Raw genomic sequence first — 23,999 nt, forward strand, 5'->3', positions numbered from 1 at the left:
CAAAGCCTTACCGGATCATGCCCATTGTACGCGGCAGCCAGAGCGTCAGCTCAGGGATGAAGGTGATCGCGAACAGTGCGGCAAAGAGCGGAATCAGCCAGGGCAGGATCGCCATGGTGGTGCGCTCGACCGAAAGCTTGGCGACGCGCGAGAGCACGAACAGCACCATGCCGAGCGGCGGATGCAAGAGCCCGATCATCAGGTTCAGCGTCAGGATCAGGCCGAAATGGATCGGGTCGACGCCGAGCTTGAGCGCGATCGGCAACAGGATCGGCACGACGATGGTGATCGCGGCGATGGTGTCGAGGAAGCAGCCGATGAAGAGCAGCAGCAGGTTGACCAGGATCAGGAACACCCACTTGTTCTGGGTGAAGCCGAGGATCAGGTCGGAGAGCAGCTGGGCCGTCTGCGACACCGTGAGCAACCAGGCGAAGATCGAGGCGGCGGTGACGATGAACAGCACCGAGGCCGTGGTCTCGATGGTGTCGAAGGTCGCCTTGGTCAGGCTGCGCATGGTCATCGAGCGATAGCGCACCAGCCCGAGGAAGAGCGACCAGATCACCGCGGCGGCAGCGGCTTCCGTCGGCGTGAACCAGCCCATGGTCATGCCGCCGATCAGGATGACCGGCGTCATCAGCGCCATCACCGCCGAGAAGTCGAAATAGTAATCGACCGCCAGCAGCACGGCGAGCGCGATGCCGATTGCGAGATTGGGATCGAGTCCGGCGAAGACCAGCCCATAGGCCAGGACCGGGAAGCCGAGGACGACGAGCACCTCGATGCCGGCAGAGCCGAGCTCGCGCAGCGAGAACTTGGTGTCGGAACCCCATTTGTAGATGCGGGCGAAGATCGCGACCGTAAGCATCATGAACAGCGTCATGATCACGCCGGGGATGACGCCGCCGAGGAACAGCGCACCGATCGAGGTGTTCGACATCATGCCGTAGATGACGAAGGGCAAGGATGGCGGGATGATCGGGCCGAGCGTGGCGGAAGCCGCGGTGACGCCGACCGCGACCTCGGCCGAATAGCCATGGTCCTTCATCGCCTTGATCTCGATCGTGCCGATGCCGGCGGCGTCGGCGATCGCGGTGCCCGACATGCCGGAGAAGATCACCGAGCCGATGATGTTGACCTGGGCGAGGCCGCCCCGCATCCAGCCGACGAGCGCGACGGCGAAGGAGTAAATGCGGCCGGTGACGCCGGCGATGTTCATCAGGTTGCCGGCGAGGATGAAGAACGGCACTGCCAGCAACGGGAAGCTCTCGACGCCGGCGATCATGCGCTGGGCCAGGATCACGTCCGGCACGGTGCCGGAGACGAGGATGAAGGCAAGCGAGGCGACGGCCATCGAGATGGCGACGGGAACGCCGAGCACCATCAGGCAAAGGAAGGTTCCGAGCAGGATCAGCATGGGTCAGGCCTCCGAGCCGTCGAAGGCCGAGGGACGCTCCAGCACGGAGTAGCCGCGGCGCCAGTTCTGCCAGGCGACCTGGATCGAGCGCAGCGTCATCAGCGCGAAGGCGACGACGACGGCGTAGAACACCGGCGACTTCGGGAACTGGATCGTCGTCATCGTCTCGTCGGGAATGAGCTCGGCATAACGATGCACCAGCACCGTGCCATAGGCGAAGAAGCCGATGCGGATGAGATCGACCGCGGTCGAGAGCGCCCGTCCGGCGCCGGGCGACAGATACCGATACAGGAAGTCGACCTGGATGTGCCTGGAGGCACGCACGCACAGCGAGGAACCCAGGAAGACGACGACGATCAGCGCGTAGATCGCGATCTCCTCGGTCCAGGCGAAGCTGTCGTTGAGGACATAGCGGGTGAAGAACTGCGCCACGACGCAGGCGACCATCAGCCAGAACGCGGCGAGCGTCACCCAGTCCTCGAGGCCGTAGCCGGAGAGATCCGCCGGCGGCGGCGCCTCGTCGAAGACGTGGGCGATCTCCTCGCTGGAGACTTGGGTGTGGACTTCCGGCGTCGTGGTCATGGGCTGGATCCGGTCATGTCTGGGCCGCGGCGCTTGGCGTCATTGCGAGCGTAGCGAAGCAATCCAGCGAGACCCGCTCGGCGGCCCCTGGATTGCTTCGTCGCTGTCGCCCCTCGCAATGACGACAAACCGTCACTGCAAGAGGCGGGCGATCACTTGATCGCCTGGATGCGCTCCCAGTCGGCCTTGCGATAGCCGTACTGCTCGAAGGTCACGTTCTTCTCGACGGCGGCAAGGAAGTCGGCCTTGTCGATCTCGGTGACCGAGAGGCCCTTGTCCTTGAAGACCTGGACGAGCTTCACCTCGTCGGCCTGGATCTTCTTGGTGGCGCGCTCGGCCGCTTCCTGGGCGACGTCGGTGAAGATCTTCCTGTCCTCGGGCGAGAGCTTGGCCCAGAGCTGCTTCGAGACGACCGTGTTGAGGTGGTCGACGATGTGGCCGGTCAGCACGATGTGCTTCTGCACCTCGTAGAACTTCTTGGCGTCGATGGTGTTGAGCGGGTTCTCCTGCGCCTCGACGGTGCCGTTCTGCAAGGCGAGATAGACCTCGGCAAAGGCGATCGGCGTGGTGTTGGCGCCGCAGGCGCGCGGCATGGCGAGATAGGCCGGCACGTCGGGCACGCGGATCTTCAGGCCCTTCATGTCGGCGCAGGTCTTGATCGGCTTGTTCGAGGTGGTGTGGCGGGTGCCGTAATAGGTCACGGCCAGGATCTGGTGGCCGCTCTTCTCCTCATAGCCCTTGGCCATCTCCTTGAAGACGTCGCTCTTCACATAGGCGAGCAGATGGTCGGGGCCACGGAAGATGAAGGGGTAGTAGGTCACGCCGATGGGCGGATAGGCGCGCGCCGCAAAGCTCGAGCCCGAGATGATCATGTCGACCGTGCCGAGCGTCAGGCCCTGGTTGATATCGGTCTCCTTGCCCAGCTGCGAGGCCGGGTAGACCGTGATATCGTATTTGCCGTTGGAGCGCTTCTTGATCTCCTCGGCCGCCCAGACCGACTCGGTGTGGAAGGGCTCGGAGGTCTCGTAGACATGGGCCCATTTCAGCTTGGTCTGAGCCTGCGCCGGGGCGCCGGCGAAGAGAGCGCCGGCGGCGAGCGCGGCAAGAGCGTAGTGCAGTTTCATCGTCTGTCCTCCCTGAAGGTCACGAATAAGGTCTGGCCTTGCGTCATTTGATCGGACGTGGCCGGCGCTGACGCTCGCCTGCCCGCTTGAAGTCGACGTCGCCGAAGCTCTGCGAAAAGCGCTCCTGCGAAGCCTGGAGATGGGCGCACATCGCCGCGCGGGCGGCTTCGCGATCGCCGCTGGCGAGTGCAGCATGGATGGCACGATGCTCGCGCGCCGCCGAGCACCACGAGCCCTCGTTCTCGAAATACTGCGCGAGCTGGCGGAAATACGGGCTCATGCGCTGGTCGAAGAGCTCGCCGACGCAGCGCACCAGCACGGTGTTTCCCAGTATCGCCGCGATCTCGACATGGAAGGCGCGGTCGAGCGCGATCAGGTGCTCCGCCGGCAAACCGGGCTGCTCCATCTGGTCGAGGATGCCGGCGAGCCCGGCCAGCTGGGTGGGCGTCGCCTGCCCTGCCGCATCGGCCGCGACGGCGCCCTCGACCAGCCGGCGCGCCGCGAGCACCTCGAACGGACCCTCGACGGGAAAGCCGGCGCCGGCGAGCTGTGCAGCAGCCTGAGCGGGATCGACGACGTAGACGCCCGAGCCCATGCGAATGCGCACGCGGCCCTCGACCTCCAGCGCGATCAGCGCCTCGCGCACCGAGGGGCGGGAAACGCCGAGTTTTTCCGCAAGTTCGCGTTCGGGCGGCAGGCGGCTGCCGACCGGGAATTCATGCTGGTCGATGAGATGGCGCAATTGATCGGCGATCTGCCGATACAGGCGCGGCGACTCGACGACTGCGAGCGGCATCAGACCCTGGACCCTTCCCTGCACCGCCTGGTCATGCGGCATCGATTTGGCCATGTGGTCAGGCCAATTTCGCGAGGAAGGAACCACCATACCGGACCCGAGTCAACCGGTATGGTGGCTTGGTTGCTAGTGCCCTTCGGCCGCGAGCACAGCTTCGATCCGGATCTCCTCCACGAGGCGTTCCTTCAGCGCGACGAATTCGGGCGTGGTCTTGATCGTGTAGGGCCTGGGATGGGGAAGCTCGACCGGTATGTCGGCCTTGATCCGCCCGGGGCGAGCGCTCATCACCACCACGCGCGAGCCGACGAAGATCGCCTCTTCGATGTCGTGGGTGACGAAGAGCACGGTCTTCTGCTCGCGCTCCCAGATGCCGAGCAGCATTTCCTGCATCAGCGCGCGGGTCTGGTTGTCGAGCGCGCCGAAGGGCTCGTCGAGCAGGAGGATCTTGGGATCGTTGGCAAGCGCACGGGCGATCGCAGTGCGCTGCTGCATGCCGCCGGAGAGCTGCTTGGGGAAATGGTCGACGAAACCGGAAAGCCCGACACGCTCGGCCCATTTGCGGGCGATGCCGAGCCGCTCGCGCTCGGGCACGCCCTTCTCGCGCAGGCCGAAGGCGATATTCTGCACCACGCTCAGCCAGGGGAAGAGCGTGTAGCTCTGGAAGACGAAGCCGCGATCGGCGCCCGGCCCGGTGACCGGCGTACCGTCGAGCAGGATCTTGCCTTCGCTCGCGGTCTCCAGCCCGCCGATGATACGCAGCAGCGTCGACTTCCCACAGCCGGAGGGGCCGAGGATGGTGATGAAGTCGTTGTCGGCGACGGTGAGCGAGGTCGGCATCAGCGCCCGCGTCGGCTGGCCCTTGCCTCTAGCCGGGAAGACCTTGCCGACCTGGTCGATCAGAAGCTTGCTCATGCCTGCGCCCATGGAAACAGGCGCTGGTTGACCGCCTTGAAGAGGAAATCCGAGATCAGACCGATCAGTCCGATGACGATGATGCCGAAAATGATCTGCCCGGTGTTCAAGAGCGCCTGGCTGTCGGTGATCATGTGTCCGATGCCGGAGGACGAGCCGATCAGCTCCGCGACGATGACATAGGTCCAGGCCCAGCCGAGCACGAGACGGAAGATCTCGGCGATCTCCGGCGCGGCATTAGGCAGGAGCACGCGGCGCACCACGGAGGAATCGCTCGCGCCCAGTGTATAGGCGGCGTCGACCAGGTCGCGCCGGATGCCACCGACCGCGACGGCGATCATCAGCACGAGCTGAAAGAACGAGCCGATGAAGATGACCAGCAGCTTCTGCGTCTCGCCGATGCCGGCCCAGAGGATCAGCAGCGGGATGAAGGCCGAGGCCGGCAGATAGCGTGCGAAAGAAACGAAGGGCTCGAGGAAGGCTTCGACCGGCTTGTAGGCGCCCATCAGGATGCCGAGCGGCAGTGCGAAGATGACGGCGAGGATGAAGCCGCCGACGACCCGCCAGATCGTCATACCGATATCGACGATGAAGCCGTGGTTGACGAGCAGGTTCCAGCCTTCGCCGACCATGGTCAGCGGATCGGCGAGGAACAGCTTCTGGACATAGCCGCCGAAGGTCGCGACCGACCAGACGACGACGAAGAGCGCGAAGAAGGCGATGCCGTAGCCGACGCGGGCGCCGGCGGAGACAGGCTGGAGTGGTTTCATCGTCAGAAACTTGTTTCCTTCACGAGGGCGGCGAGTTCACGCCAGGGCTCGATGGACCAGTAGCCGGAGGCCGCCCCGGAGGTAGAGGGCAGGATGAAGACGCGGCTTCCTACGAGCAGGGACGGCTGGAGGCCATAGGCGAGCCTGCGGCCCCTCTCCTCCTCCAGCACAGCCTGGGCGGCACGCTTGCCGTTGAACGCGACGATCGCCGGAGCGCATTCACGAAGCTTGGCCAGGAAGCCGGCGCTATCGAAATGGTGCCGCATCAGCGCCGTGTCGGGGCCGGAGGTTCCCTTGGCGACATCGGTGAAGCCGATGCCGTATCGCGGCAATCCTGCGAAATCCGAGGGGCCGAGCGGCTCAGGGATAAGCCCGGTCTCGAACAGGGTCTTCCAGAACTTGTTGCCGGGGCCGGCATAGTAGGCGCCCCGCCGGGCGGAGACCGCTCCGGCCTGCGTGCCGCAGAAGACGACACGCAGGCCGGACGTCAGAACGTCCGGCAGGACGTCGCCGCTCACTTGCCGGCGACGTACTTGGTCTCGACCAGCGTGGCGATGTCGGGCTTGGCCTTGATCAGGCCGATCTCGAGCAGGAGGTCGGCCGCCTTGTTGGTGAAGGCCTGCCACTCGCCGGAGAAGAAGGCCTTGTTGCCGGCAGAGTCCGACCAGCGCAGATAGCCGGCCGACTTGCCGAACTGCTCGCCGGTCTGCTTCACGTCGGCGCCCATGATGCCATAGGCCTTGGCCTGGTCGGCCTTGATCAGCTCCAATGCCTCGAAATAGCTCTTGGTCAGCGCGACGGCGGCCGCATCGTTCTCGGCCAGGAATTTCGGCGTGCAGCCGAAGGTGTCCATCACCATCGGATAGTCGAGGGTGGTGGCGATGATCTTGCCGGCCTCCTGCTTCTCGCGCACGGCCGAAAGATAGGGCTCATAGGTCATCGCCGCGTCGTTCTGGCCGGCGATGAAGGCCTGCGCGGCCGGGCCGGGCTCCATGTTGACGACGTTGACGTCCTTCACCGACATGCCGTTTTCCTTGAGGATCCAGGCGAGGGCGAAATAGGGCGAGGTGCCGGGCGCAGAGGCCGCGACCGTCTTGCCCTTGAGGTCCTTGATGGAAGCGGTCGAGCCGCGCACGGCCATGCCGTCGGCGCCATAGCTCTTGTCGAGCTGGAAGATCTGCTTGGTCTTGATGCCGGCAGCGTCCCAGACGATCCAGGTTTCGACCGTGGTCGCGGCGCATTGGATGTCGCCCGAGGCGATGGCGAGGTGGCGATCCTTCTGCGGGATCTTCTTGATCGAGACGTCGAGGCCGTTCTTGGCGAAGATGCCGGCTTCCTTGGCGAGGGTCAGCGGCGCGAAGCCGGTCCAGCCGGAAATGCCGATATTCACCTTGGTCTGCGCCTGCACGCCGCCGGCGGTCATGAGGGCTGCAAGGCCGATCCCGGCCAGCATCCCGATACGCTTCAAACCTGTCATGACGAACCCTTCCCCACTTGTTCCCGCTTGCGGCGGAGACCCCGGCCAACGCAGCCCGATCGCGCCCATAAAGCAAGCTTCGTTCCAAATCACGTTAAATGCATATGCAAACCGGTCAAGGCGGCGATCGCCCAATCAGCCGTCATCCTGAGGAGCGATCGCAGATCGCATCTCGAAGGATAAGGGCTCGAGGCGGGCCGGCGAATGAGCCGCCGATCACCCCCGCTTGGGAAAGCAATGACATTCTCTTGTTTGACACTCCCGCGGCGATCCCCTCCCCTCGGCGTGACAGGCGCCACGCGCCTTTGGCTATGAAAGAGGTTTTCCCGGATGAATGGCGCCGACCGCCTGTGCGACACGCTGCTGGTCAACGATGTCGATGTCTGCTTCGCCAATCCCGGCACGTCCGAAATGCATTTCGTCGCGGCGCTCGACCGCAAGCCGCAGATGCGCTGCGTGCTCGGCCTGTTCGAGGGCGTCGTCACCGGCGCGGCCGACGGCTATGCCCGCATGGCCGACAAGCCGGCGGCGACGCTGCTGCATTGCGGGCCGGGCATGGCGAACGCGCTCGCCAACATGCACAACGCCAGGCGCGCCTGGACCCCGATGATCAACGTGGTCGGCGACCATGCGACCTACCATCTCCAGCACGATGCACCGTTGACCAGCGACATCGAGAGCCTCGCCCGGCCGATGTCGCAATTCGTGCGCCGCATCGCCTCGCCTGAGGATGTCGGCCCGGCGATCGGCGAAGCCTATGCCGCCTCGCTGTCCTTGCCCGGCGTCACCACGGTAATCCTGCCGGCCGACTGCGCCTGGGGCAGCGTCGAGCCCGCGGAGCTGACGCGCACGCCGGTGCCGGCGCCCAGGCAGGTCGATGCGGCCCAGATCCGCGCGGTCGCCGGCCTGCTGCGCAAGCACGGCTCGCGCGCCGCGATCATGCTGACCGGCTCGGCGCTGCGCGAGGGGCCGATGGCGATGGCGGCGCGGGTCTGCGCTGCGACCGGCGCGCAGATCTTCGCGCAGATGTCGAACGGGCGGATCGAGCGCGGCGCCGGCCGCGTCGCCATCCCGAAGGTGTTCTATCCGATCGACATGGCGCTGCAGCAGCTCAAGGACATCGACCTGCTCGTCCTGATCGGCGCCCAGGTGCCGGTCGGCTTCTTCGCCTATCCGGGCAAGCCCGGCCGGCTGGTGCACGAGAACTGCCAGGTCGAGCAACTGGCCGTGCCCGGGGACGACCTGCCGGGAACGATCGAGGCGCTGGCCGAGGAGCTCTCGGCGCGGGCGACGCCGCCGGCCTTCATCGCCACGCCGCAGGCAGCCGACGGCGCACTGCCGACCGGCACGCTCGACGCCGACAAGGTCTGCGCCATCGTCGCGCGGCTGCTGCCGGAGAACGCGATCATCTGCGACGAGTCGGTCTCGTCGGGCCGCAGCTTCTACTTTGACTGCCACGGCGCGCCCCAGCACGACTACATCCAGCTCACCGGCGGCGCGATTGGCGAAGGCATCCCGCTCGCGGTCGGGGCTGCCGTCGCCTGCCCGGACCGCAAGGTCATCGGCATGCAGGCCGACGGCTCCGGCATGTACACGGTCCAGGGCCTGTGGACGCAGGCGCGCGAGAACCTCGACGTCGTCACCGTCGTCTTCGCCAACCGGACCTATGCGATCCTGCACGGCGAGATGCGCAATGTCGGCGTCAACGATTTCGGCCGCAACGCCAAGTTGATGCTCAATCTCGACGAGCCGGCACTGGACTGGGTGTCTATGGCCAAGGGCATGGGCGTCGAGGCCGGCCGCGCCACGACGGCGGAGGAGTTCACCAAGCTGTTCAAGGGCGCGCTCAGCCGCAAGGGGCCGTTCCTGATCGAGGCGGTGATCTGAGGCTCTGTAACCAGATACGCGGGCATGGCGAATTCAGGCGTCGATACTTATCTGGGCAGCAGCAAGGAGGTTTGACATGACGGAACGAGCTGTACTCGCAGGCGGTTGCTTCTGGGGCATGCAGGACCTGATCCGCAAGCTCCCCGGCGTCGAGAGCACCCGGGTCGGCTATACCGGCGGCGACGTGAAGAACGCGACCTATCGCAATCACGGGACCCATGCCGAGGGCATCGAGATCATCTTCGATCCCGCCAGGATCGGTTATCGGCAACTGGTCGAGTTCTTCTTCCAGATCCACGACCCGACCACGCTGAACCGCCAGGGCAACGACCTCGGCACCAGCTATCGCTCGGGCATCTATTATGTCGACGACACCCAGAAGAAGATCGCCGAGGAGGTGATCGCCGAGGTGAATGCGTCGGGCCGCTGGCCGGGCCGCGTGACCACCGAGGTGAAGCCCGCAGGCGACTTCTGGGAGGCCGAGCCGGAGCACCAGGATTATCTGGAGCGCTACCCGGCCGGCTATACCTGCCACTGGGTCCGCCCGGACTGGGTGCTGCCGCGGCGCGAGGCGGCGGAGTAGTGAAGCCTTCTCCCCACGGGAGAGAAGGTGGCAGCGCGAAGCGCTGACGGATGAGGAAAGGGTCGCGTAGGCGGCCCTTTTTCGTTTCACCCAGTCAAAGCGCCGTCATCCCCCTGCCGGGACCTTCTCCCCGTGCATGTCGGATATTTCCGACATGCACCATCCAGAGTGCCCATCTTGGGCAGGCCCGAGATGGGTGGGAGAAGGAAGCTCTACTTGAACCCACCCAAAAACGCATCGAGGCAATCGCCGATCGCCTCGATCGCGTAGCCACCCTCCTGCACCACCAGCGTCGGCAGTCCTAGCGCCTTCACCCGCTCGCCGATCGTGCCGAAATCAGCTGCTTCCAGCTTGAGCACGCCGATCGGGTCATGCTTGTGGGCGTCGTAGCCGAGCGCGATCACCAGGGCTTCCGCACCGAACTCGCGGATGGCGCGGCCGGCACGGTCGACCGCCGCTTCCATCTCGGCGCCGCCGGCACCATGGGCGAGCGGCAAATTGAGGTTGAAGCCCTCGCCCGGTCCGTTCCCGCGCTCGTCGGCATAGCCGGTGAAGAAGGGGTAATAATCCGCCGGATCGGCATGGACCGAGATCGTCAGCACGTCGTCGCGGCGATAGAATATCTGCTGGGTGCCGTCGCCGTGATGGGCATCGACATCGAGGATCGCGACCTTGCCGAATTTGCTGCGCAGGCGCTGCGCGGCGATCGCGCTGTTGTTGAGATAGCAGAAGCCGGTGGCGCGGTCGGCGCGGGCATGATGGCCCGAGGGACGGCAGAGCGAATAGACGGCGCGCTCACCGGCAATGACTGCATCGGCGCCGGAGACCGCGGTCTCGGCCGAGCGCAGGGTCGAGAGCCAGCAATGCTCGCCGACCGGCACCGAGAGATCGCCGAGATACCAGCCGAGCTGGCCCATGATCCCGGTCGGCCGGCAAGGCGGGCGAACATCCTCGTCGGTGCGGCCGCTCCAATAAGGGAAGGTATTGGGCCAGGCCTCCGGCCCGTGCTCGGGCAGAGCGAGCCAGCGCTGCCAGAGTCCCTCCAGAAAGCGGACGAAGCCTTCGTCATGAACCGCAAGGATCGGCGCCGTGCCATGCTCGGCCGGGCGCTCGGGCGTGACGCCGTGCTTGGCGAGCGCGCCCAGCAGCCGTTCGGTCCGTTCCGGCAGGTCCTTCGGCGCGACGATTCTTCCGAAGCGCATATATTGCTGCGGATCGTGCTTGGACTGGTCGGGATGATAGAAGGCGCGCATGCAGGGCTCTCGGCATCGACATTGAGAGCGGCATAGCGCCACGAAAATTGTGCTGCGACCAGTGCGCCGGATCAGGCGGCGGCACTATCCCCGTGCATGGCGTCGCCCTTGGGCAGCAGGTCCGGCAGTTGCAGCAACCAGGGCACGCGGCCGGCCGGAGCAGGCCTGGCGTAACGATAGCCCTGGGCGAAGCGGCAGCCTTGATCCTTGAGGAAAGCCTCCTGCTCGGCTGTCTCGACACCCTCTGCGATGACATCGAGACGCAGATCGTCTGCGAGCCGGAGCAGCGCCCGCACGATCGCCGCATCGCCGCCGTTCTCGGTGACGTGACTGACGAAGCCGCGATCGATCTTGAGCGCATCGACCTGGAAGCGCTTGAGATGGGTGAGCGAGGCGTAGCCGGTGCCGAAATCGTCGAGCGCGACGCGCAGGCCCGCAGCGCGCAGGGTCTTCAGCGTGCGCTCGGCCTCGTCGGCATTGCGGGTGAGCAGCACGGTCTCGGTGACCTCGACGCCGAAATGGCTGGCCGGCACGCCGGCTGCGGCAAGCTGGCCGAGCAGGCGCTCCGGCAGCGCCGGGTCGCGGAAGACGCTGGCCGCGAGGTTGACGCAGACATGGCCGACATCGAGCCCGGCATCGAGCCAGCGGCGCAGATCGCTCACCACGGCCGCGATGATCGCGTCGCTGATCCCGTTGGCGATCTCGGGATCCTGGAAGCCTTCCTGGAAGGCGGCGGCCGGGATGATCCCGCGCTCGGAATGACGCCAGCGCGCCAGAGCCTCGAAGCCGGCGATCCGGCCGGTGTCGACCGCGACCTGCGGCTGGTAGTAAGGCAGAATCCGCTCGTCCTTCAGCGCGCCGGCCAGCCCCTGGCAGACCGCGACGCGGCGCGCCATCGCCGCCCGCATCGCCGGCTCGTAGACGATCGCCATGTTGCGGCCGTTCGCCTTGGCCCGGTAGAGCGCGAGATCGGCGTCCTTCATCAATTCGACGCCATCGCGATCATGCTCGGGCGCGAGCGCAATGCCAAGGCTCGCCCGCGTCGCGATCATCTGGCCGGCATGCTCGCAGGGCTGGCGCAGGACCTCGATCAGCGCCTCGCCTCGCACCAACGCCTCGAACCCTGTCAACCGCTGCGTCGAGAGCACGACGAACTCGTCGCCGCCGAGCCGAGCGACCAACTCGTCCGGGCCGATCGCGGCGGCGAGCCGCTTCGCCGCTTCGATCAGCAGCGCGTCGCCGGCGTCATGGCCGAGCGTGTCGTTGATCGACTTGAAATCGTCGAGATCGATCAGGAAGAGCGCGACCGCCCCGCCCTTGCTCGCCATCCGCGCCAGGGCCTGCTGCATCCGCTCGTGGAACAGCAGACGATTGGGCAGGCCGGTCAGAGCGTCATGAGTCGCCTGGCGGCGGGTGCGGGCCTCGGCCGCCTTGCGATCGGTGATGTCGACGATCCCCGCGACGACGGCCGGGTTCTCGCCGATCGGCAACGTCGTAGCGGTGATCAGCACGTCGCGGACGGCGCCGCTGCCATCGCGGACCTGCGCCTCATGGCCCTCGATCTGATCGTGGTCTTTGAGCAGGCGCGCGATGACGCGGCGATTGCCGCCATCGAGCAGGACATCCTGGACCTGCGCCTGCGTGACCGCGTCGCCGAAATAGCGCTTGGCTGCATCGTTGCCGCGCAGGAAGCGGCCCTCGCCCCGCGAGGTGACGACGAGCGGGATCGGCACAGCCATGAAGATGCGCTCGATCATCGCCTGGCTGGCGCCGAGCTCGTCCTTGGCCTGGCGCTCGGCCTGCGTCGCCGCCCATTCGAGTCGGCGCAGCCGGTTGCCGTGGACGACGACCAGCCCGAGCGCGAAGTTGAGCATGACGAGGACCAGGATCAGGCCGGGCAGCGTCGAGGGCAGCGGCCCGTTACCGAGATAGCCTGCGAGCATGAGAGCGCTGCAGCCGCCCCCCAGGACAAGCGTCCAGCGGAAGGCCGTCGGCGCGACCAGATAGAAGATCGAAGGCAGCATCAGCACGACGAAGAGGGCTAGATCGCTGCGCGACGACACCAGCAGCGCGACCATCAGCGCGGTCGAGACCTCCCAGCCGATCAGCACGCCTTGCGCCTGCGAGATGCGTGCCGCCTTGCGAACCAGCGCGAAGCAGAGCAGCGAGACGAAGACGACCGCGAGCCGCGCCGGCACGGCGACGAAGAAATGCGGTGTGCCGTGGAAGCGCCAGTCGCTGGCGAGGAAGAGCGTGTTGAGGACCGCCGAGATCAGGAAGATCAGCCGGCATTGCCGCAGCGTCTCGCCGAAGCGCGCATCGCGGAACGCCGCCTCGCGGACGGAATCCCGGAACTCGCCACCAAATCGAAACAGGCCGTCGCGTGTCATGCCGTACACTCGTTCGGCAGCGGTCAAGGCCAGGTTAAAGCGAACCGGCGATCAGCATCCTAAGGCGCGACGAGCGCGGCGAGCTCGCCGGCAAGTTGTGCGATGTCGAAACGCCCCTCGCGATACCAATCGACCGAGCCGTTCATCGCCCCGAGCAGGAAAAGCCGCAGCCGTTCCGGTGCGATGCCGGGCGCGAGGACACCAGCACCGGCAAGCTCTTCGATCAGCGCCCGCCAGAGATCGTCATAGGCGCGGCGGATGCCCCGCACGCTCTCCGGCGTCGGATTATCGCCGAAGCTGAAGACCTTGATGCTGGCGCAGGTGTAGTCGGAATGGCCGTGCAGGGCGGCGAGATGCGCCGCGATCGCCGCTTCGAGCCGGCGGCGCATATCGGCCTTGCCGGTCGCGTCCAGGGCGGCGCGCACAGCGTCATGGACGAAGCCGACACCGTCATTGACCACCGCCTCGACGATCTCCTCCTTCGAACGGAAATGATGATAGAGGCTGGCCTTTCGGATCCCGACCGCCTCGGCGATCTCGCGCAGGCTGGTCTGGTGGTAGCCATTGCTGCGCAGGAGGCGCGCCGCATGGTCGAGGATCAGGCGGCGCGCGCCGCCTTCGAGCACTGCCCGTTCGGCGCGTCCGGTCACGACCGTCACAGCCGCTTCGCCACCTCTTCGAGCATGACCTCGGTGGCGCCGCCACCGATCGCCTGGACGCGCGCGTCGCGGGCCATGCGCTCGATCGCGCTCTCGCGCATGAAGCCCATGCCGCCATGAAACTGGACGCAGGCGTACATGACCTCGTTGACCAGCTCGCCGCAATAAGCCTTGACCATCGAGACCTCGCGCGTCGCATCGAAGCCCTTGGCGTCGAGCCAGGCGGCGTGATGGACGAGCTGGCGCCCGGCCTCGACCTTGCCTGCCAGCATGGCGAGCTTCTGGCGGATCGCCTGCTTGTCCCAGAGCGGCGCGCCGAAGGCGGTGCGGGTGCGAACATAGTCAACCGTCAGTTCGATCGCGGCCTGCGCCTCGCCCATCGCCATGGCGCCGATCACGGTGCGCTCGTTCTGGAAATTGCGCATGATCGCGTAGAAGCCGCGCCCCTCGCCGCCGAGCAGGTTCTCCGCCGGAATCCGGCAATCCTCGAAGACCAACTCGGCCGTGTCGGAGGAGCGCCAGCCATGCTTGTCGAGAGCGCGGCTGACGCGGAAGCCGGGCGTGCCCTTCTCGATCAGGAACATCGAGACCGACTGCGAGGGCCTGGCCGATGCATCGGTCTTGGCGGCGACGCAGTAGAGATCGGCATGGACGCCGTTGGTGATGAACATCTTGGCGCCGTTCAGCACGTAGGAATCGCCGTCGCGCCGCGCCGTGGTGCGGATGCCCTTCACGTCGGAGCCGGCGTCGGGCTCGGTGACGGCGATGGCGCAGATCACCTTGCCGGCGACGATATCGGGCATCCAGCGGTCGCGCTGCGCCTTGCTGCCGGCATTGAAGACATGGACCGAGGCCATGTCGGTATGGACGAGCGCGGTGATGGCGAAGCCCGAGAAGGTCGAGCGGCCGAGCTCCTCGGCAAGCACCACGGTCGCGAGCGTGTCGAGCTCGGAGCCGCCATACTCGGCGGGATAGCGGATGCCGAGGAAGCCGAGCTCGCCCATGCGGGCCAGCACCTGGCGCGGCACCATGCCGGCCTCTTCCCAGGCGAGCCCGTGCGGCTTGACCTCGTTCGTGACGAAGCGGCGCAACTGATCGCGCAGCGCCTCGTGCTCCTCGCCGAAATAGGGCGAGCGGAGCGTTCCACCGCCGACCGTATCGAAACCGTCCATCGCCGCCATCATGCTCCGCTGTTCCTGCATGAGCCTAACCTACCGACTGGCAGGTAGGCAACTATCCGAACTCGCACATGAAAAGAGGGGCTGCGAGGCCCCTCTTCCTCCATGCCGGTGCGATCCCCGGTCGTCACATCGCAGGATCAGTTGCAGCCGCAGCCATGCCCGCCATTACCGATTCCGACGCCGCCACGGCCGACACTGACCTTGTTGCCGTTCAGGATGCCGTTGCCGCTCAGCACCGAGACATTGTTGAGGACCTTGACGTTGGAGACGGCGGTCGTGACCGAAGCAACCGACGCCACGACGTTGCCGAGGAGCCCGCCGCCGCGGCTGCCGGAGCCGCCATGACCGCCGGCGAAGGCGGGGCTGACCGAGAAGGCGGCGATCGAGGCAAGAACAAATGCGTATTTCATCTTTCTCTCCCTGCACTCGCTTCGGGTGTCGAAGCGATATGCACGTTTTGGTTGTATTTTATCTTCGTCGCAACCTGAACACATTGTTAACCATACTTGCTAGCGTTAACCGCCGCGCGTCCGAATACGATCTGAAGCAACTCATAGTATGACATATATTCTATTAGATCATTTCTTAGCTATACAGCCGACATATTGATAATATTAACTGACAATTAGGCATTATCACCTATCCTCGACTGAGAGAGGTGATGTTCATGCGTCCGATCAGGTCAGTCTTCGCGCTCTTTTGCATTGCGGCCAGTGCCTTTCCTGCCACTGCAGGGGAGGACACGACGGAGACCCTGACCTCGACAGCCGTGGTCGGCCTGCGCGGCGGCTTCGACTCCAGCCCGACCAACAGCAAAGGCGAGCGGGGCAGCCCGACACTGACGGGCTTCGCAAGCTGGAATTATCTGCGCGGCACGCTGCAGGACGGCTACGTGCTCGACGTCCTGCTGGTCGACACCCAGTACGATCCGCGCCAGCTCGCCGCCAGCCGCTCCCATGCGCTGACGCTGAAGCATGCGACCGGGATCGGCGAGACGCTCTCTCTGCAGTCCTCGCTCGCGATCGAGAACGAGCAGAGCTGGTCGCGCCGCCGCAATACCCTGACCTGGCGCGAGCGGCTCAATCTCAGCCTCGGCTCCTTCAGGCTCTTCGCCAATGCCGAGGCGCGGCTTGCCGCGCTGAACGAGCGCAACGTCTTCGCCGACGGCGATTTCCTGCCGCAGGACGAGAACCTTGCCACGCTCGGCATCACGCCGGGCATCGCCTGGCGCCAGAGCGAGACCGAGATCGGCGTCTCGTTCACGACGTCGAGCACGCGCTTCACCAATGGCATCGATTATCTCGGAATGCGCCGGGACAACTACCGGCTGCAGCCCAATCTGTTCGTCTCGACAGCACTCAAGGGAGCGACGTTCGAGGCCTCGCTGTCGCCGCTGCAGATCATCTTTCCGGACAAGGAGTTCGAGAACCAGAAGTCGCTGCTCTACACGGCCAAGCTGCGCATCCCCCATGAATGGCTGACGCTCGACCTGTCGTCGGGCCGCACCGTCGAGGACACCACCCTGCCCTTCGCGGTGATCAACCTCGTGACCCAGCACGAAGGCAAGCTCACTGCGCGCTTCAACGACACGAACGCGCTTTCGTTCACCGTCCGGCAGAAGCTCGAGGATTATCTCGGACTCGACTCGACCACGCGCACGGCCAGCATCGGCCTCGACTATGCGCGCGGCCTCGGCAACGGCATGACGGCAACCGCCTCGGCCGCCTGGCGCAGGACCAAGGACACGGGACTGGAAGCGGTGCCGGCCTTCATGGTCCAGCTCGGCCTGCAGAAGCAGCTCGACTTCAGCGAGCCGGGCAAGGGCGCGAAGAAGGGCGGGTGAACGGTCGCGCCACGGCCAACCACTACCGTCATGCTCGGCCTTGTGCCGAGCATCTACGCCTTGACCACAGCCCTCGACCTACGAAGGCGTGGATGGTCGGGACAAGCCCGACCATGACGGCTGTGGTTCGCTCGTCCGAAGACCTCAGGCGAGCTTGCCGCCGACTGCCTTCTCGAGGATCGCCCAGGCCTCGTCGCCGTACTTGCCCTTCCATTCGCCGTAGAAGCCGGCCTTCTGCAGCGCGGCCCGGAATTCGTCGGCCTTGGTCTGGTTGATGACCATGCCCTTCGAGGTCAGCTCGGCCTGCAGGCCGGCATTGAGCTTGGCGACGTCGTCGCGCTCCAGCAGAGCGGCAGCATCGATGTTCTTGGCGACGATCGTTCGCAGGTCCTGCGGCAGGCGCTCCCAGGCACGGCGATTGGCCAGGAACCAGAAGCCGTCCCACATGTGGTTGGTGAGCGAGAGGTACTTCTGCACCTCGAACAGCTTGGCGGTTGCGATGATCGCCAGCGGGTTCTCCTGGCCATCGACGATCTTGGTCTGCAGCGCGGTATAGACCTCGGCGAAGTTGATGCTGGCCGGAGCCGAGTCGAAGGCCTTGAACATTGAGGTCCAGAGCGGCGAGACCGGCACCCGGATCTTGAAGCCCTTGAGATCGGCCGGAGAATTGATCGGCCCCTTCGACGAGGTCATCTGGCGGAAGCCATTGTCCCAGATCTTGTCGAGGACATGCAGGTTCGCCTTTGCGATCTGGCCGCGCACATAGGCGCCGAGCTCGCCATCCATCGCCTTCCAGACCGCGTCATAGTCCGGGAAGGCGAAGCCGATGCCGCTGACCGAGGCGTTTGGCACCAGGGTCGACAGGATCAGCGGCGACAGCGTGAAGAACTCGACGCCGCCGGAGCGGACCTGGTTCAGCATGTCGGTGTCGGAGCCGAGTTGGTTGTTCGGGAAGATCTGGATGACGACCTTGCCATTGGTCTCGGCCTTGATCTTCTCCATCGCCTCGGCGGCACGCACGTTCATCGGATGCGCCAGCGGCAGGTTGTTGGCGTATTTGTAGGTGAATTCCGGCGTCTGGGCACGGGCGACCGAGAAGGTCCCGATCGTGGCGGCGGCAGTGGCGCCCTGCAGGATCGTGCGGCGTGAGATCGACATGGTGTTTCCTCCCTGAAGGTTCTTCATTGGTCAGCGCGCCCTTATTTGGGGACGCCAAGGCGTTTCGGTCATGCTGGCGCGGGTTTCCGCCATCCGGCAATCGACGGGCGCGACGGGTGGCCATGATGGAACGACATGGCGCCCATCACAGGAATATCGTCGAGAAGGACGGGACGTAGGCGATGATGGCCAGGCCGGCGAGCAGCGCGAGCAGATAGGGCCAGATCGCGCCCATCGCCTCATCCGGTTCGACATTGCCGATCTTGCAGGCGATATAGAAGCCGATGCCGACCGGCGGCGTCATCAGGCCGATGTTCATCGCGGTGACGACGACCATCGAATAGTGGATGTCGTTGATCCCCAGGCTCTTGGCGATCGGGAACATCAGGGGCGCCATCAGCACGATCGCCGGCAGGCCCTCGAGCACGCAGCCAAGGATCATGAAGACGACGATCGTCACCGCCATGAAGCTGATCCAGCCGCCGGGCAGATGCGACATCGCGGTTGCAAGGTCGCGGGCAAAGCCGGTTTGGGTCAGCGCCCAGGCCATGGCCGAGGCAGTGCCGAGGATCATCAGGATCGCACCCGAGAGCGCCGCGGTCTCGACCAGCATGCCGTAGAAGGTGCGCCAGCTGATGCCGCCATAGAGCACGATGCCCACGATCAGCGCATAGAGCACAGCGATGGTCGAGACCTCGGTCGCGGTGGCGACGCCGCCGCCGACGGCGCTGCGGATCAGGAAGGGCAGGACGAGGGCAGGTGCCGCGACCAGCGCCGTCTTCCAGATCGTCGCGAACGGCGCGCGGCGCACGCCCTTCAGCATCTCGCCCCGCGCCTTCCAGCGCGCCAGGATGGCGAGCACGAGCAGCAGCACGGTCGCGACGACGAGGCCGTTGGTGAAGAGCCCCGCGATCGAGACGCCAGCGACCGAGCCGAGCACGATCAGCACGATCGAGGGCGGCACGGTCTCGGCCATGGCGGCGCCGGTCGAGAGCAGCGCGATCAGCTCCTTGGGCTGATAGCCGCGCCGCTTCATCTCAGGGAACAGGGCCGGCGCCACCGTCGCCATGTCGGAAACCTTGGAGCCGGAAATGCCGGAGACCAGAAAGAGCGAGCCAAGCAGCACATAGGACATGCCGGCGCGGACATGCCCGAGCAATGAAGCGAGGAAGTCGACGATCGCCTTGCCCATGCCGGTGGCGTCGAGCACGCAACCGAGCAGCACGAAGATCGGAACCGACAGCAGGATCAGGCTCGACATGCCTTCGTCCATGCGCCCGATCATGACGAAGATCGGCACGGTCGTGCTGAACGACAGGAAGCAGAGCGCCCCCAACCCGAAGCAGAAGGCGATCGGGATGCCGGCGACGAGGCAGAGGCCGACGACACCGAGCAGGAAGATGGCGATGTTGACGTACCCCAGCGTCTTGAACACCGGCGTCAGCAGAAAGAAGGCGGCCGCGACGAGGCCGATCACCGCAGCCGAGATCAGGAGATCGCGCAGCGTGCAGGTCCGGACTGCATAGGTCAGCACCAGCGCCAGCATGGCGATGATGCCGAAGGCGATCGCCGAGACACGGTAGCTCGAGGGAATGTTGAGCGCCGCCGAGGTGACGTAGGATTCCTCGATGACATAGTCGATCGCCGGCCAGGTCATCACCGCGAGGAAAGTCGCGACCGCGAGCAGGCCGAAGGCATGGGCGAGACCGCGCAGGCGCTCCGGCAGCATGCCGACGAAGAGGGTCAGGCGCAGGTGCTCGTTGCGGTCGATCGCGATGGCGGCGCCGAGCATGGCGAGCCAGAGGAAGCAGATCGAGGCGGCCTCGTCGATCCAAACCACCGGGATCGAGAGGACATAGCGCGAGGTCACCCCAGCCAGCAGCAGCGTGACGATGGCGACGAGCAGGCACGCGGCGATGACCTCGAGCGGGCGCACCAGCGCCGAGCCGACACGCTTCGGGGTATGGTCGAGGCTCTCCAGGACCGCGGCAACGCCGTCGCTGGAGTTTGCGCTGACATGCGCGCCGGCGGCCACGCCTGTGCTTGTCTCGGCCATAAGGGCCGCTCCTCCCATCGCCCGCCGATCCGACGGGTCCACATTATGGCGAATTAACTCGCTCGTTCCGGCTGGAACATACACGGATCAACCGCTGTTGCAATCGCCAGCGCGGCCATCTACACCTTTAACGCAGATGAGAGGTCCGCATCATGGACCCCAACGTGATCGAGGAAATGCAGTCCGAGTCCATGCCGACGCCCGATCTGTCAGGCTCGCAAAGCGTCGATCGCGCCTTGCGATTGCTGGCGCTCGTCGGTCGCGAGAGTGCATCTGGCCTGCCGCTCAGCGAGATCGTCGGGGAAAGCGGGCTGAACAAGCCGACCGTCCGGCGCCTGCTGCTAGCGCTGATGCGGGCCGGGCTGGTCGAACAGGACGCGCGGACGCGGCGTTACCATCTCGGCGAGGAGACCTTCGTGCTCGGACTGCTCTGCGGCCAGCGCCACGGACTGCTCGACCTCGCCATGCCCAGCCTGCGGGCGCTCTCGGACACGACGCAGGACACCAGCTTCTTTTCAATCCGGCGCGACCGCTTCGCCATCTGCCTGCATCGCGAGGAAGGCACCTGGCCGGTGCGTACCCATGCCTTGCAAGCCGGCGACCAGCACCCGCTCGGTGTCGGCGCCGGCTCGCTCGCCATGCTGGCGCTGATGCCGGACGCCGAGTCGACCGCGATGATCGAGGCCAATCGCGCCGTGCTCGCAGCGCGCTACCCGGCCTATTCGCCGGCGCAGCTGATCACCGATATCGCCCTTGCCAGGCAGCAGGGCTTCGCCCTCAACCCCGGCCGCATCGTCACCAATTCCTGGGGCATCGGCGTCGGCGTACGCTATCCCGACGGGCGTGTCGCCGGGGCGCTCAGCATCGCCGCGATCGATTCGCGCATGCAGCCGCAGCGGCAGGATGAACTTGGGGCGCTGCTGCGTCACGAGGCGCGGCAGGTCGAGACGCGGATTGTCGACATGCTCGGCCGGCGACAGGCCAAGCCGGCGACAGCCGAGATCAGAATAGTGGAGACGACGCCATGACGACGAGCGCAGCGGGCGCCGAGCCGGCGGGCGGGCTGAAACCCGTTACCACGCGAGTGATGAACCTCGCGCATTTCCTGACGCGCAATGCCCGCCGCTTCGGCGACCGCCCCGGGCTGATCTGGGGCGAGCGGCAATGGAGCTGGCGCGAACTCGATGCGGCCACGCATGCGCTCTGCGCGGCGCTGGCCGCGCGCGGCATCGGCAAGGGCGATCGCATCCTCGTCCACTCGAAGAATTGCGGCGAGATGTTCGTCTCGATGTTCGCCGCCTTCCGGCTCGGCGCGGTCTGGGTGCCGACCAATTTCCGGCTGATGCCGGACGAGGTCGCCTATCTTGCCACCTCCTCCGGTGCCAAGGGCTTTCTCTGTCATGGCGATTTTCCCGATCATGCCGCGGCTGTCGCCAAAGAGAGCAAGACGCTGCAGTTTACCTGGCGGATCGGCGCCGGCTCGTTCGGCGAGACGACGCTTACGGAAGCGATCGCCGCTCATCGGGGCCAGCGCGTACCGGACGCCGTCGTCGACCGCGACGATCCCTGCTGGTTCTTCTTCACCTCCGGCACCACCGGCCGCTCCAAGGCCGCGGTGCTGACCCATGGCCAGATGGGCTTCGTCGTCACCAACCACCTCGCCGACCTCGTGCCAGGCTCGACGGAAGCAGACGCCTCGCTGGTCGTCGCGCCGCTCTCGCACGGCGCGGGCGTGCACCAGCTCGTGCTGACGGCGCGCGGCGCGCCGACGATCCTGCTTCCGACCGAGCGCTTCGACATCGACGAAGCCTTTCGGCTGATCGAAAAGCACCGCGTGACCAACATCTTCACCGTGCCGACCATCCTGAAGATGCTGGTCGAGCACCCGGCGGTCGACCAGCACGATCATTCCAGCCTGCGCCATGTCATCTATGCCGGCGCGCCGATGTATCGCGAGGACCAGAAGACGGCGCTGGCCAAGCTCGGCAAGGTGCTGGTGCAGTATTTCGGCCTCGGCGAAGTCACCGGCAACATCACCGTGCTGCCGACTTATCTGCACGAGGAAGAGGATGGGCCACAGGCGCGCATCGGCAGCTGCGGCGTCGAGCGAACCGGCATCCAGGTCGCGATCCAGAACGACGCAGGCGAGGAGCTGAAGCCGTTCGAGACCGGCGAGATCTGCGTGATCGGCCCGGCCGTCTTCGCCGGCTATTACGAGAACCCCGAGGCCAATGCGAAGTCCTTCCGCAGTGGCTGGTTCCGCACCGGCGATCTCGGCCATATGGACGAGGAGGGCTTCGTCTACATCACTGGCCGCGCCTCGGACATGTACATCTCCGGCGGCTCGAACATCTATCCGCGCGAGATCGAGGAGAAGATCCTCACCCATCCGGCGATCGCGGAAGCAGCGGTCCTCGGCGTGCCAGATGCGGTCTGGGGCGAGATCGGCGTCGCCGTCTGCGTCGCGCGCCGCCCTGTCGACGAGAATGAGCTGGCGGGCTACCTCGCCGAGAAGATCCCGCGCTACAAGATGCCCAAGCGCTTCTTCTTCTTTGAGGAACTGCCGAAATCCGGCTATGGCAAGGTGCCCAAGCGCCTGGTGCGCGACGAATTGGAGAGGCGCGGCCTGCTCGACTTCGTCCGCACGCCGGGAGGCTCAGTGTGAGGACGATTGAGCAGCCGGGGCCCGCCGAGGCCGAGCGTGTCCAGTGGGCCGAGGCCCGGGGTCGCAAGCTGACCCTGGAGCTGAAACCCGGCCTGCTGCTCGACGCGATCGCAGAGGCCTTCGCAGCCCAGGGTTTCTTCAGCGGCGTGCTGCGCCTTCCTGCCGGCCTTCCGCTCGCGCCCTTCGCCTATGTCATGCCGGCGCTCTCGGCGACGCCGGAGCATGCCGCCTTCTATAGCGAGACCTTCCGGCCGGAGGGCGTGACCCGGATCGAGACGGGCGCACTGACTTTCGGCGAGCGCGACGGCGCCCCGTTCTTCCACGGGCACGCGCTTTGGCGCGAGGCCGACGGCCGGCACAATGGCGGACACATCCTGCCGGACCAGAGCGTACTGGCCCAGCCGGTCACCGTCGATGCGGTCGGGCTCGATGGCGCCGGCTTCGTCGCCAGCCATGATCCTGAAACCAACTTCAAGCTGTTCATGCCGGCGGTACAGCCAAGTCGCGACACGAAAGCGGAAAGCCGCTTCTTCGTGCTGCGGCTGCGGCCGAACCGCGACGTCTTCACCGCGCTGGAAACGTTCTGCGCCGAACGCGGGATCGCCCACGCCGTCATCCATGGCGGCGTCGGTTCGACGATCGGCGCGCGCTTCAGTGATGGCCGCTCGATCGAACCTTTTGCCACCGAGATCGCGATCACCGCAGGCCATGTCGCCCCCGGCATTGACGGCAAGCCGGAAGCGGCGCTCGCGATCGCGCTGGTCGACTATACCGGCGGCATGGCGCAAGGCACACTCAAGCGCGGCGACAATCCGGTGCTGATGACGCTGGAGCTGGTGCTGGAGGCGCAGTAGCATCCCCTACCCCCTGGACATGGTCGCCCGTCACGGGGGAGTATGGACTGTCGGCGAGGGCAGCAGCGCTCCCCGAGCGGCTCGGGGAGGCTCGCAGTTGGTGCTCCGGCCGAACCGTACAATTCCGTCCGCCAGCACCTTGTCGAATCCCAGAGGCTGCCGAGAATCTTTTGCATGAGCGGACAAGCGGACCGACCATCGCCGAGATTGAGCCGGAAGAGGGGTAAGAGGCACGCCGCTCGCCGGGTCGCGCCGTGGCCCGCATGATTGACAAGGCCCGATACGCAACGTTTCAGGCCAAAACATGAGCAGCACCCTAAAACAAGAATATGCCTAGGTTTATAATTCCATGACCTAAGGGCATGTTTATCTAGTTTAGTAACAAAAAAAGCGAA

Annotated in this window: 21 protein-coding genes; 6 read left to right on the top strand and 15 right to left on the bottom strand. The window is 65.8% G+C overall.

Translation table 11 applies throughout. The features are described 5' to 3' along the window. Nucleotides 1-7 precede the first annotated feature (7 nt). The 8 genes from BMZ21_RS09250 to BMZ21_RS09285 all read right to left on the bottom strand — a co-directional run bounded on the left by BMZ21_RS09250 (nt 8) and on the right by BMZ21_RS09285 (nt 7,066). A complete protein-coding gene (locus BMZ21_RS09250) occupies nt 8-1,414 on the bottom strand; it encodes a TRAP transporter large permease (protein ID WP_091832153.1) in 1,407 nt (468 codons plus the stop codon). Between the two features lie 3 nt (nt 1,415-1,417). Continuing rightward, nucleotides 1,418-1,996, bottom strand: coding sequence for a TRAP transporter small permease (locus tag BMZ21_RS09255; protein ID WP_091832156.1), 579 nt, complete (start codon nt 1,994-1,996; stop codon nt 1,418-1,420). A 152-nt stretch (nt 1,997-2,148) separates the two neighbouring features. Next, on the bottom strand, nt 2,149-3,120 hold the full coding sequence (locus tag BMZ21_RS09260) for a sialic acid TRAP transporter substrate-binding protein SiaP (RefSeq protein WP_091832159.1): 972 nt from the start codon (nt 3,118-3,120) through the stop codon (nt 2,149-2,151). A 43-nt stretch (nt 3,121-3,163) separates the two neighbouring features. Next, entirely contained in the window at nt 3,164-3,970 is an 807-nt protein-coding gene (locus BMZ21_RS09265) for a FadR/GntR family transcriptional regulator (RefSeq protein ID WP_425285419.1), read from the bottom strand. A 72-nt stretch (nt 3,971-4,042) separates the two neighbouring features. After that, nucleotides 4,043-4,828 (bottom strand): ABC transporter ATP-binding protein, encoded by a 786-nt coding sequence (locus tag BMZ21_RS09270; protein ID WP_167561582.1) that lies wholly within the window; start codon nt 4,826-4,828, stop codon nt 4,043-4,045. Continuing rightward, a complete protein-coding gene (locus tag BMZ21_RS09275; protein ID WP_091832165.1) occupies nt 4,825-5,598 on the bottom strand; it encodes an ABC transporter permease in 774 nt (257 codons plus the stop codon). Before BMZ21_RS09275 ends, BMZ21_RS09270 begins: the two co-directional genes overlap by 4 nt. A 2-nt stretch (nt 5,599-5,600) precedes the next feature. After that, on the bottom strand, nt 5,601-6,116 hold the full coding sequence (locus tag BMZ21_RS09280) for a mismatch-specific DNA-glycosylase (protein ID WP_091832168.1): 516 nt from the start codon (nt 6,114-6,116) through the stop codon (nt 5,601-5,603). Beyond that, nucleotides 6,113-7,066: an ABC transporter substrate-binding protein gene (locus BMZ21_RS09285; RefSeq protein WP_425285427.1), complete on the bottom strand. Its 954-nt coding sequence runs from the start codon at nt 7,064-7,066 to the stop codon at nt 6,113-6,115. Before BMZ21_RS09285 ends, BMZ21_RS09280 begins: the two co-directional genes overlap by 4 nt. A 339-nt stretch (nt 7,067-7,405) precedes the next feature. On the opposite strand from BMZ21_RS09285, the gene BMZ21_RS09290 reads away from it, so the two are divergent. Together BMZ21_RS09290 and msrA are read left to right on the top strand one after the other, a co-directional pair. Continuing rightward, the gene (locus BMZ21_RS09290) at nt 7,406-8,962 is read left to right on the top strand and encodes an acetolactate synthase large subunit (protein WP_091832175.1); all 1,557 of its coding nucleotides are present in this window, start codon (nt 7,406-7,408) and stop codon (nt 8,960-8,962) included. Between the two features lie 76 nt (nt 8,963-9,038). Next, nucleotides 9,039-9,545: a peptide-methionine (S)-S-oxide reductase MsrA gene (msrA, locus tag BMZ21_RS09295; RefSeq protein WP_091832178.1), complete on the top strand. Its 507-nt coding sequence runs from the start codon at nt 9,039-9,041 to the stop codon at nt 9,543-9,545. A 212-nt stretch (nt 9,546-9,757) separates the two neighbouring features. On the opposite strand, the gene BMZ21_RS09300 is transcribed toward msrA, so the two are convergent. The 5 genes from BMZ21_RS09300 to BMZ21_RS09320 form a co-directional block, all read right to left on the bottom strand. Next, nucleotides 9,758-10,798, bottom strand: coding sequence for a histone deacetylase family protein (locus BMZ21_RS09300; protein ID WP_091832181.1), 1,041 nt, complete (start codon nt 10,796-10,798; stop codon nt 9,758-9,760). A gap of 71 nt (nt 10,799-10,869) precedes the next feature. Beyond that, nucleotides 10,870-13,188, bottom strand: a complete 2,319-nt coding sequence (locus BMZ21_RS09305) for a putative bifunctional diguanylate cyclase/phosphodiesterase (RefSeq protein WP_091832184.1) — start codon at nt 13,186-13,188, stop codon at nt 10,870-10,872. Nucleotides 13,189-13,247: 59 nt separating this feature from the next. Beyond that, the gene (locus tag BMZ21_RS30985) at nt 13,248-13,847 is read right to left on the bottom strand and encodes a TetR/AcrR family transcriptional regulator (RefSeq protein ID WP_091832187.1); all 600 of its coding nucleotides are present in this window, start codon (nt 13,845-13,847) and stop codon (nt 13,248-13,250) included. Further along, nucleotides 13,844-15,019 (bottom strand): acyl-CoA dehydrogenase family protein, encoded by a 1,176-nt coding sequence (locus tag BMZ21_RS09315; protein WP_091832482.1) that lies wholly within the window; start codon nt 15,017-15,019, stop codon nt 13,844-13,846. Before BMZ21_RS09315 ends, BMZ21_RS30985 begins: the two co-directional genes overlap by 4 nt. A 146-nt stretch (nt 15,020-15,165) precedes the next feature. Further along, nucleotides 15,166-15,438 (bottom strand): hypothetical protein, encoded by a 273-nt coding sequence (locus tag BMZ21_RS09320; protein ID WP_091832191.1) that lies wholly within the window; start codon nt 15,436-15,438, stop codon nt 15,166-15,168. Between the two features lie 257 nt (nt 15,439-15,695). Between BMZ21_RS09320 and BMZ21_RS09325 the strand changes: the two genes are divergently transcribed. After that, a complete protein-coding gene (locus BMZ21_RS09325; RefSeq protein ID WP_143079681.1) occupies nt 15,696-16,871 on the top strand; it encodes a hypothetical protein in 1,176 nt (391 codons plus the stop codon). Nucleotides 16,872-17,015: 144 nt separating this feature from the next. On the opposite strand, the gene BMZ21_RS09330 is transcribed toward BMZ21_RS09325, so the two are convergent. Beyond that, on the bottom strand, nt 17,016-18,029 hold the full coding sequence (locus tag BMZ21_RS09330) for a TRAP transporter substrate-binding protein (protein ID WP_091832197.1): 1,014 nt from the start codon (nt 18,027-18,029) through the stop codon (nt 17,016-17,018). 145 nt (nt 18,030-18,174) lie between these two features. Beyond that, the gene (locus BMZ21_RS09335; protein ID WP_091832200.1) at nt 18,175-20,085 is read right to left on the bottom strand and encodes a TRAP transporter large permease; all 1,911 of its coding nucleotides are present in this window, start codon (nt 20,083-20,085) and stop codon (nt 18,175-18,177) included. A 152-nt stretch (nt 20,086-20,237) separates the two neighbouring features. Between BMZ21_RS09335 and BMZ21_RS09340 the strand changes: the two genes are divergently transcribed. From BMZ21_RS09340 to BMZ21_RS09350, 3 genes are read left to right on the top strand one after another with little or no spacing between them, the layout of a single operon-like run. Then, nucleotides 20,238-21,113 carry an IclR family transcriptional regulator gene (locus BMZ21_RS09340; RefSeq protein ID WP_244543761.1) on the top strand — a complete coding sequence of 292 codons (876 nt, stop codon included), beginning with the start codon at nt 20,238-20,240 and terminating at the stop codon, nt 21,111-21,113. Beyond that, nucleotides 21,110-22,750, top strand: coding sequence for an acyl-CoA synthetase (locus tag BMZ21_RS09345; RefSeq protein ID WP_091832203.1), 1,641 nt, complete (start codon nt 21,110-21,112; stop codon nt 22,748-22,750). The genes BMZ21_RS09340 and BMZ21_RS09345 overlap by 4 nt, the downstream gene beginning before the upstream one ends. Further along, the gene (locus BMZ21_RS09350) at nt 22,747-23,604 is read left to right on the top strand and encodes a PCC domain-containing protein (protein WP_091832206.1); all 858 of its coding nucleotides are present in this window, start codon (nt 22,747-22,749) and stop codon (nt 23,602-23,604) included. The genes BMZ21_RS09345 and BMZ21_RS09350 overlap by 4 nt, the downstream gene beginning before the upstream one ends. Nucleotides 23,605-23,999 lie beyond the last annotated feature (395 nt).

It is taken from the genome of Allobosea lupini (genome assembly GCF_900109525.1).
In the GTDB taxonomy this organism is placed as follows: Bacteria; Pseudomonadota; Alphaproteobacteria; order Rhizobiales; family Beijerinckiaceae; genus Allobosea; species Allobosea lupini.

Bases quoted from the DNA above. Each gene is read 5' to 3' on its own strand.
- BMZ21_RS09250 (WP_091832153.1), bottom strand. From the start codon at position 1,414: ATGCTGATCCTGCTCGGAACCTTCCTTTGCCTGATGGTGCTCGGCGTT.
- BMZ21_RS09255 (WP_091832156.1), bottom strand. From the start codon at position 1,996: ATGACCACGACGCCGGAAGTCCACACCCAAGTCTCCAGCGAGGAGATC.
- BMZ21_RS09260 (WP_091832159.1), bottom strand. From the start codon at position 3,120: ATGAAACTGCACTACGCTCTTGCCGCGCTCGCCGCCGGCGCTCTCTTC.
- BMZ21_RS09265 (WP_425285419.1), bottom strand. From the start codon at position 3,970: ATGGCCAAATCGATGCCGCATGACCAGGCGGTGCAGGGAAGGGTCCAG.
- BMZ21_RS09270 (WP_167561582.1), bottom strand. From the start codon at position 4,828: ATGAGCAAGCTTCTGATCGACCAGGTCGGCAAGGTCTTCCCGGCTAGA.
- BMZ21_RS09275 (WP_091832165.1), bottom strand. From the start codon at position 5,598: ATGAAACCACTCCAGCCTGTCTCCGCCGGCGCCCGCGTCGGCTACGGC.
- BMZ21_RS09290 (WP_091832175.1), top strand. From the start codon at position 7,406: ATGAATGGCGCCGACCGCCTGTGCGACACGCTGCTGGTCAACGATGTC.
- msrA (WP_091832178.1), top strand. From the start codon at position 9,039: ATGACGGAACGAGCTGTACTCGCAGGCGGTTGCTTCTGGGGCATGCAG.
- BMZ21_RS09300 (WP_091832181.1), bottom strand. From the start codon at position 10,798: ATGCGCGCCTTCTATCATCCCGACCAGTCCAAGCACGATCCGCAGCAA.
- BMZ21_RS09305 (WP_091832184.1), bottom strand. From the start codon at position 13,188: ATGACACGCGACGGCCTGTTTCGATTTGGTGGCGAGTTCCGGGATTCC.
- BMZ21_RS09315 (WP_091832482.1), bottom strand. From the start codon at position 15,019: ATGGACGGTTTCGATACGGTCGGCGGTGGAACGCTCCGCTCGCCCTAT.
- BMZ21_RS09320 (WP_091832191.1), bottom strand. From the start codon at position 15,438: ATGAAATACGCATTTGTTCTTGCCTCGATCGCCGCCTTCTCGGTCAGC.
- BMZ21_RS09325 (WP_143079681.1), top strand. From the start codon at position 15,696: ATGCGTCCGATCAGGTCAGTCTTCGCGCTCTTTTGCATTGCGGCCAGT.
- BMZ21_RS09330 (WP_091832197.1), bottom strand. From the start codon at position 18,029: ATGTCGATCTCACGCCGCACGATCCTGCAGGGCGCCACTGCCGCCGCC.
- BMZ21_RS09335 (WP_091832200.1), bottom strand. From the start codon at position 20,085: ATGGCCGAGACAAGCACAGGCGTGGCCGCCGGCGCGCATGTCAGCGCA.
- BMZ21_RS09340 (WP_244543761.1), top strand. From the start codon at position 20,238: ATGGACCCCAACGTGATCGAGGAAATGCAGTCCGAGTCCATGCCGACG.
- BMZ21_RS09345 (WP_091832203.1), top strand. From the start codon at position 21,110: ATGACGACGAGCGCAGCGGGCGCCGAGCCGGCGGGCGGGCTGAAACCC.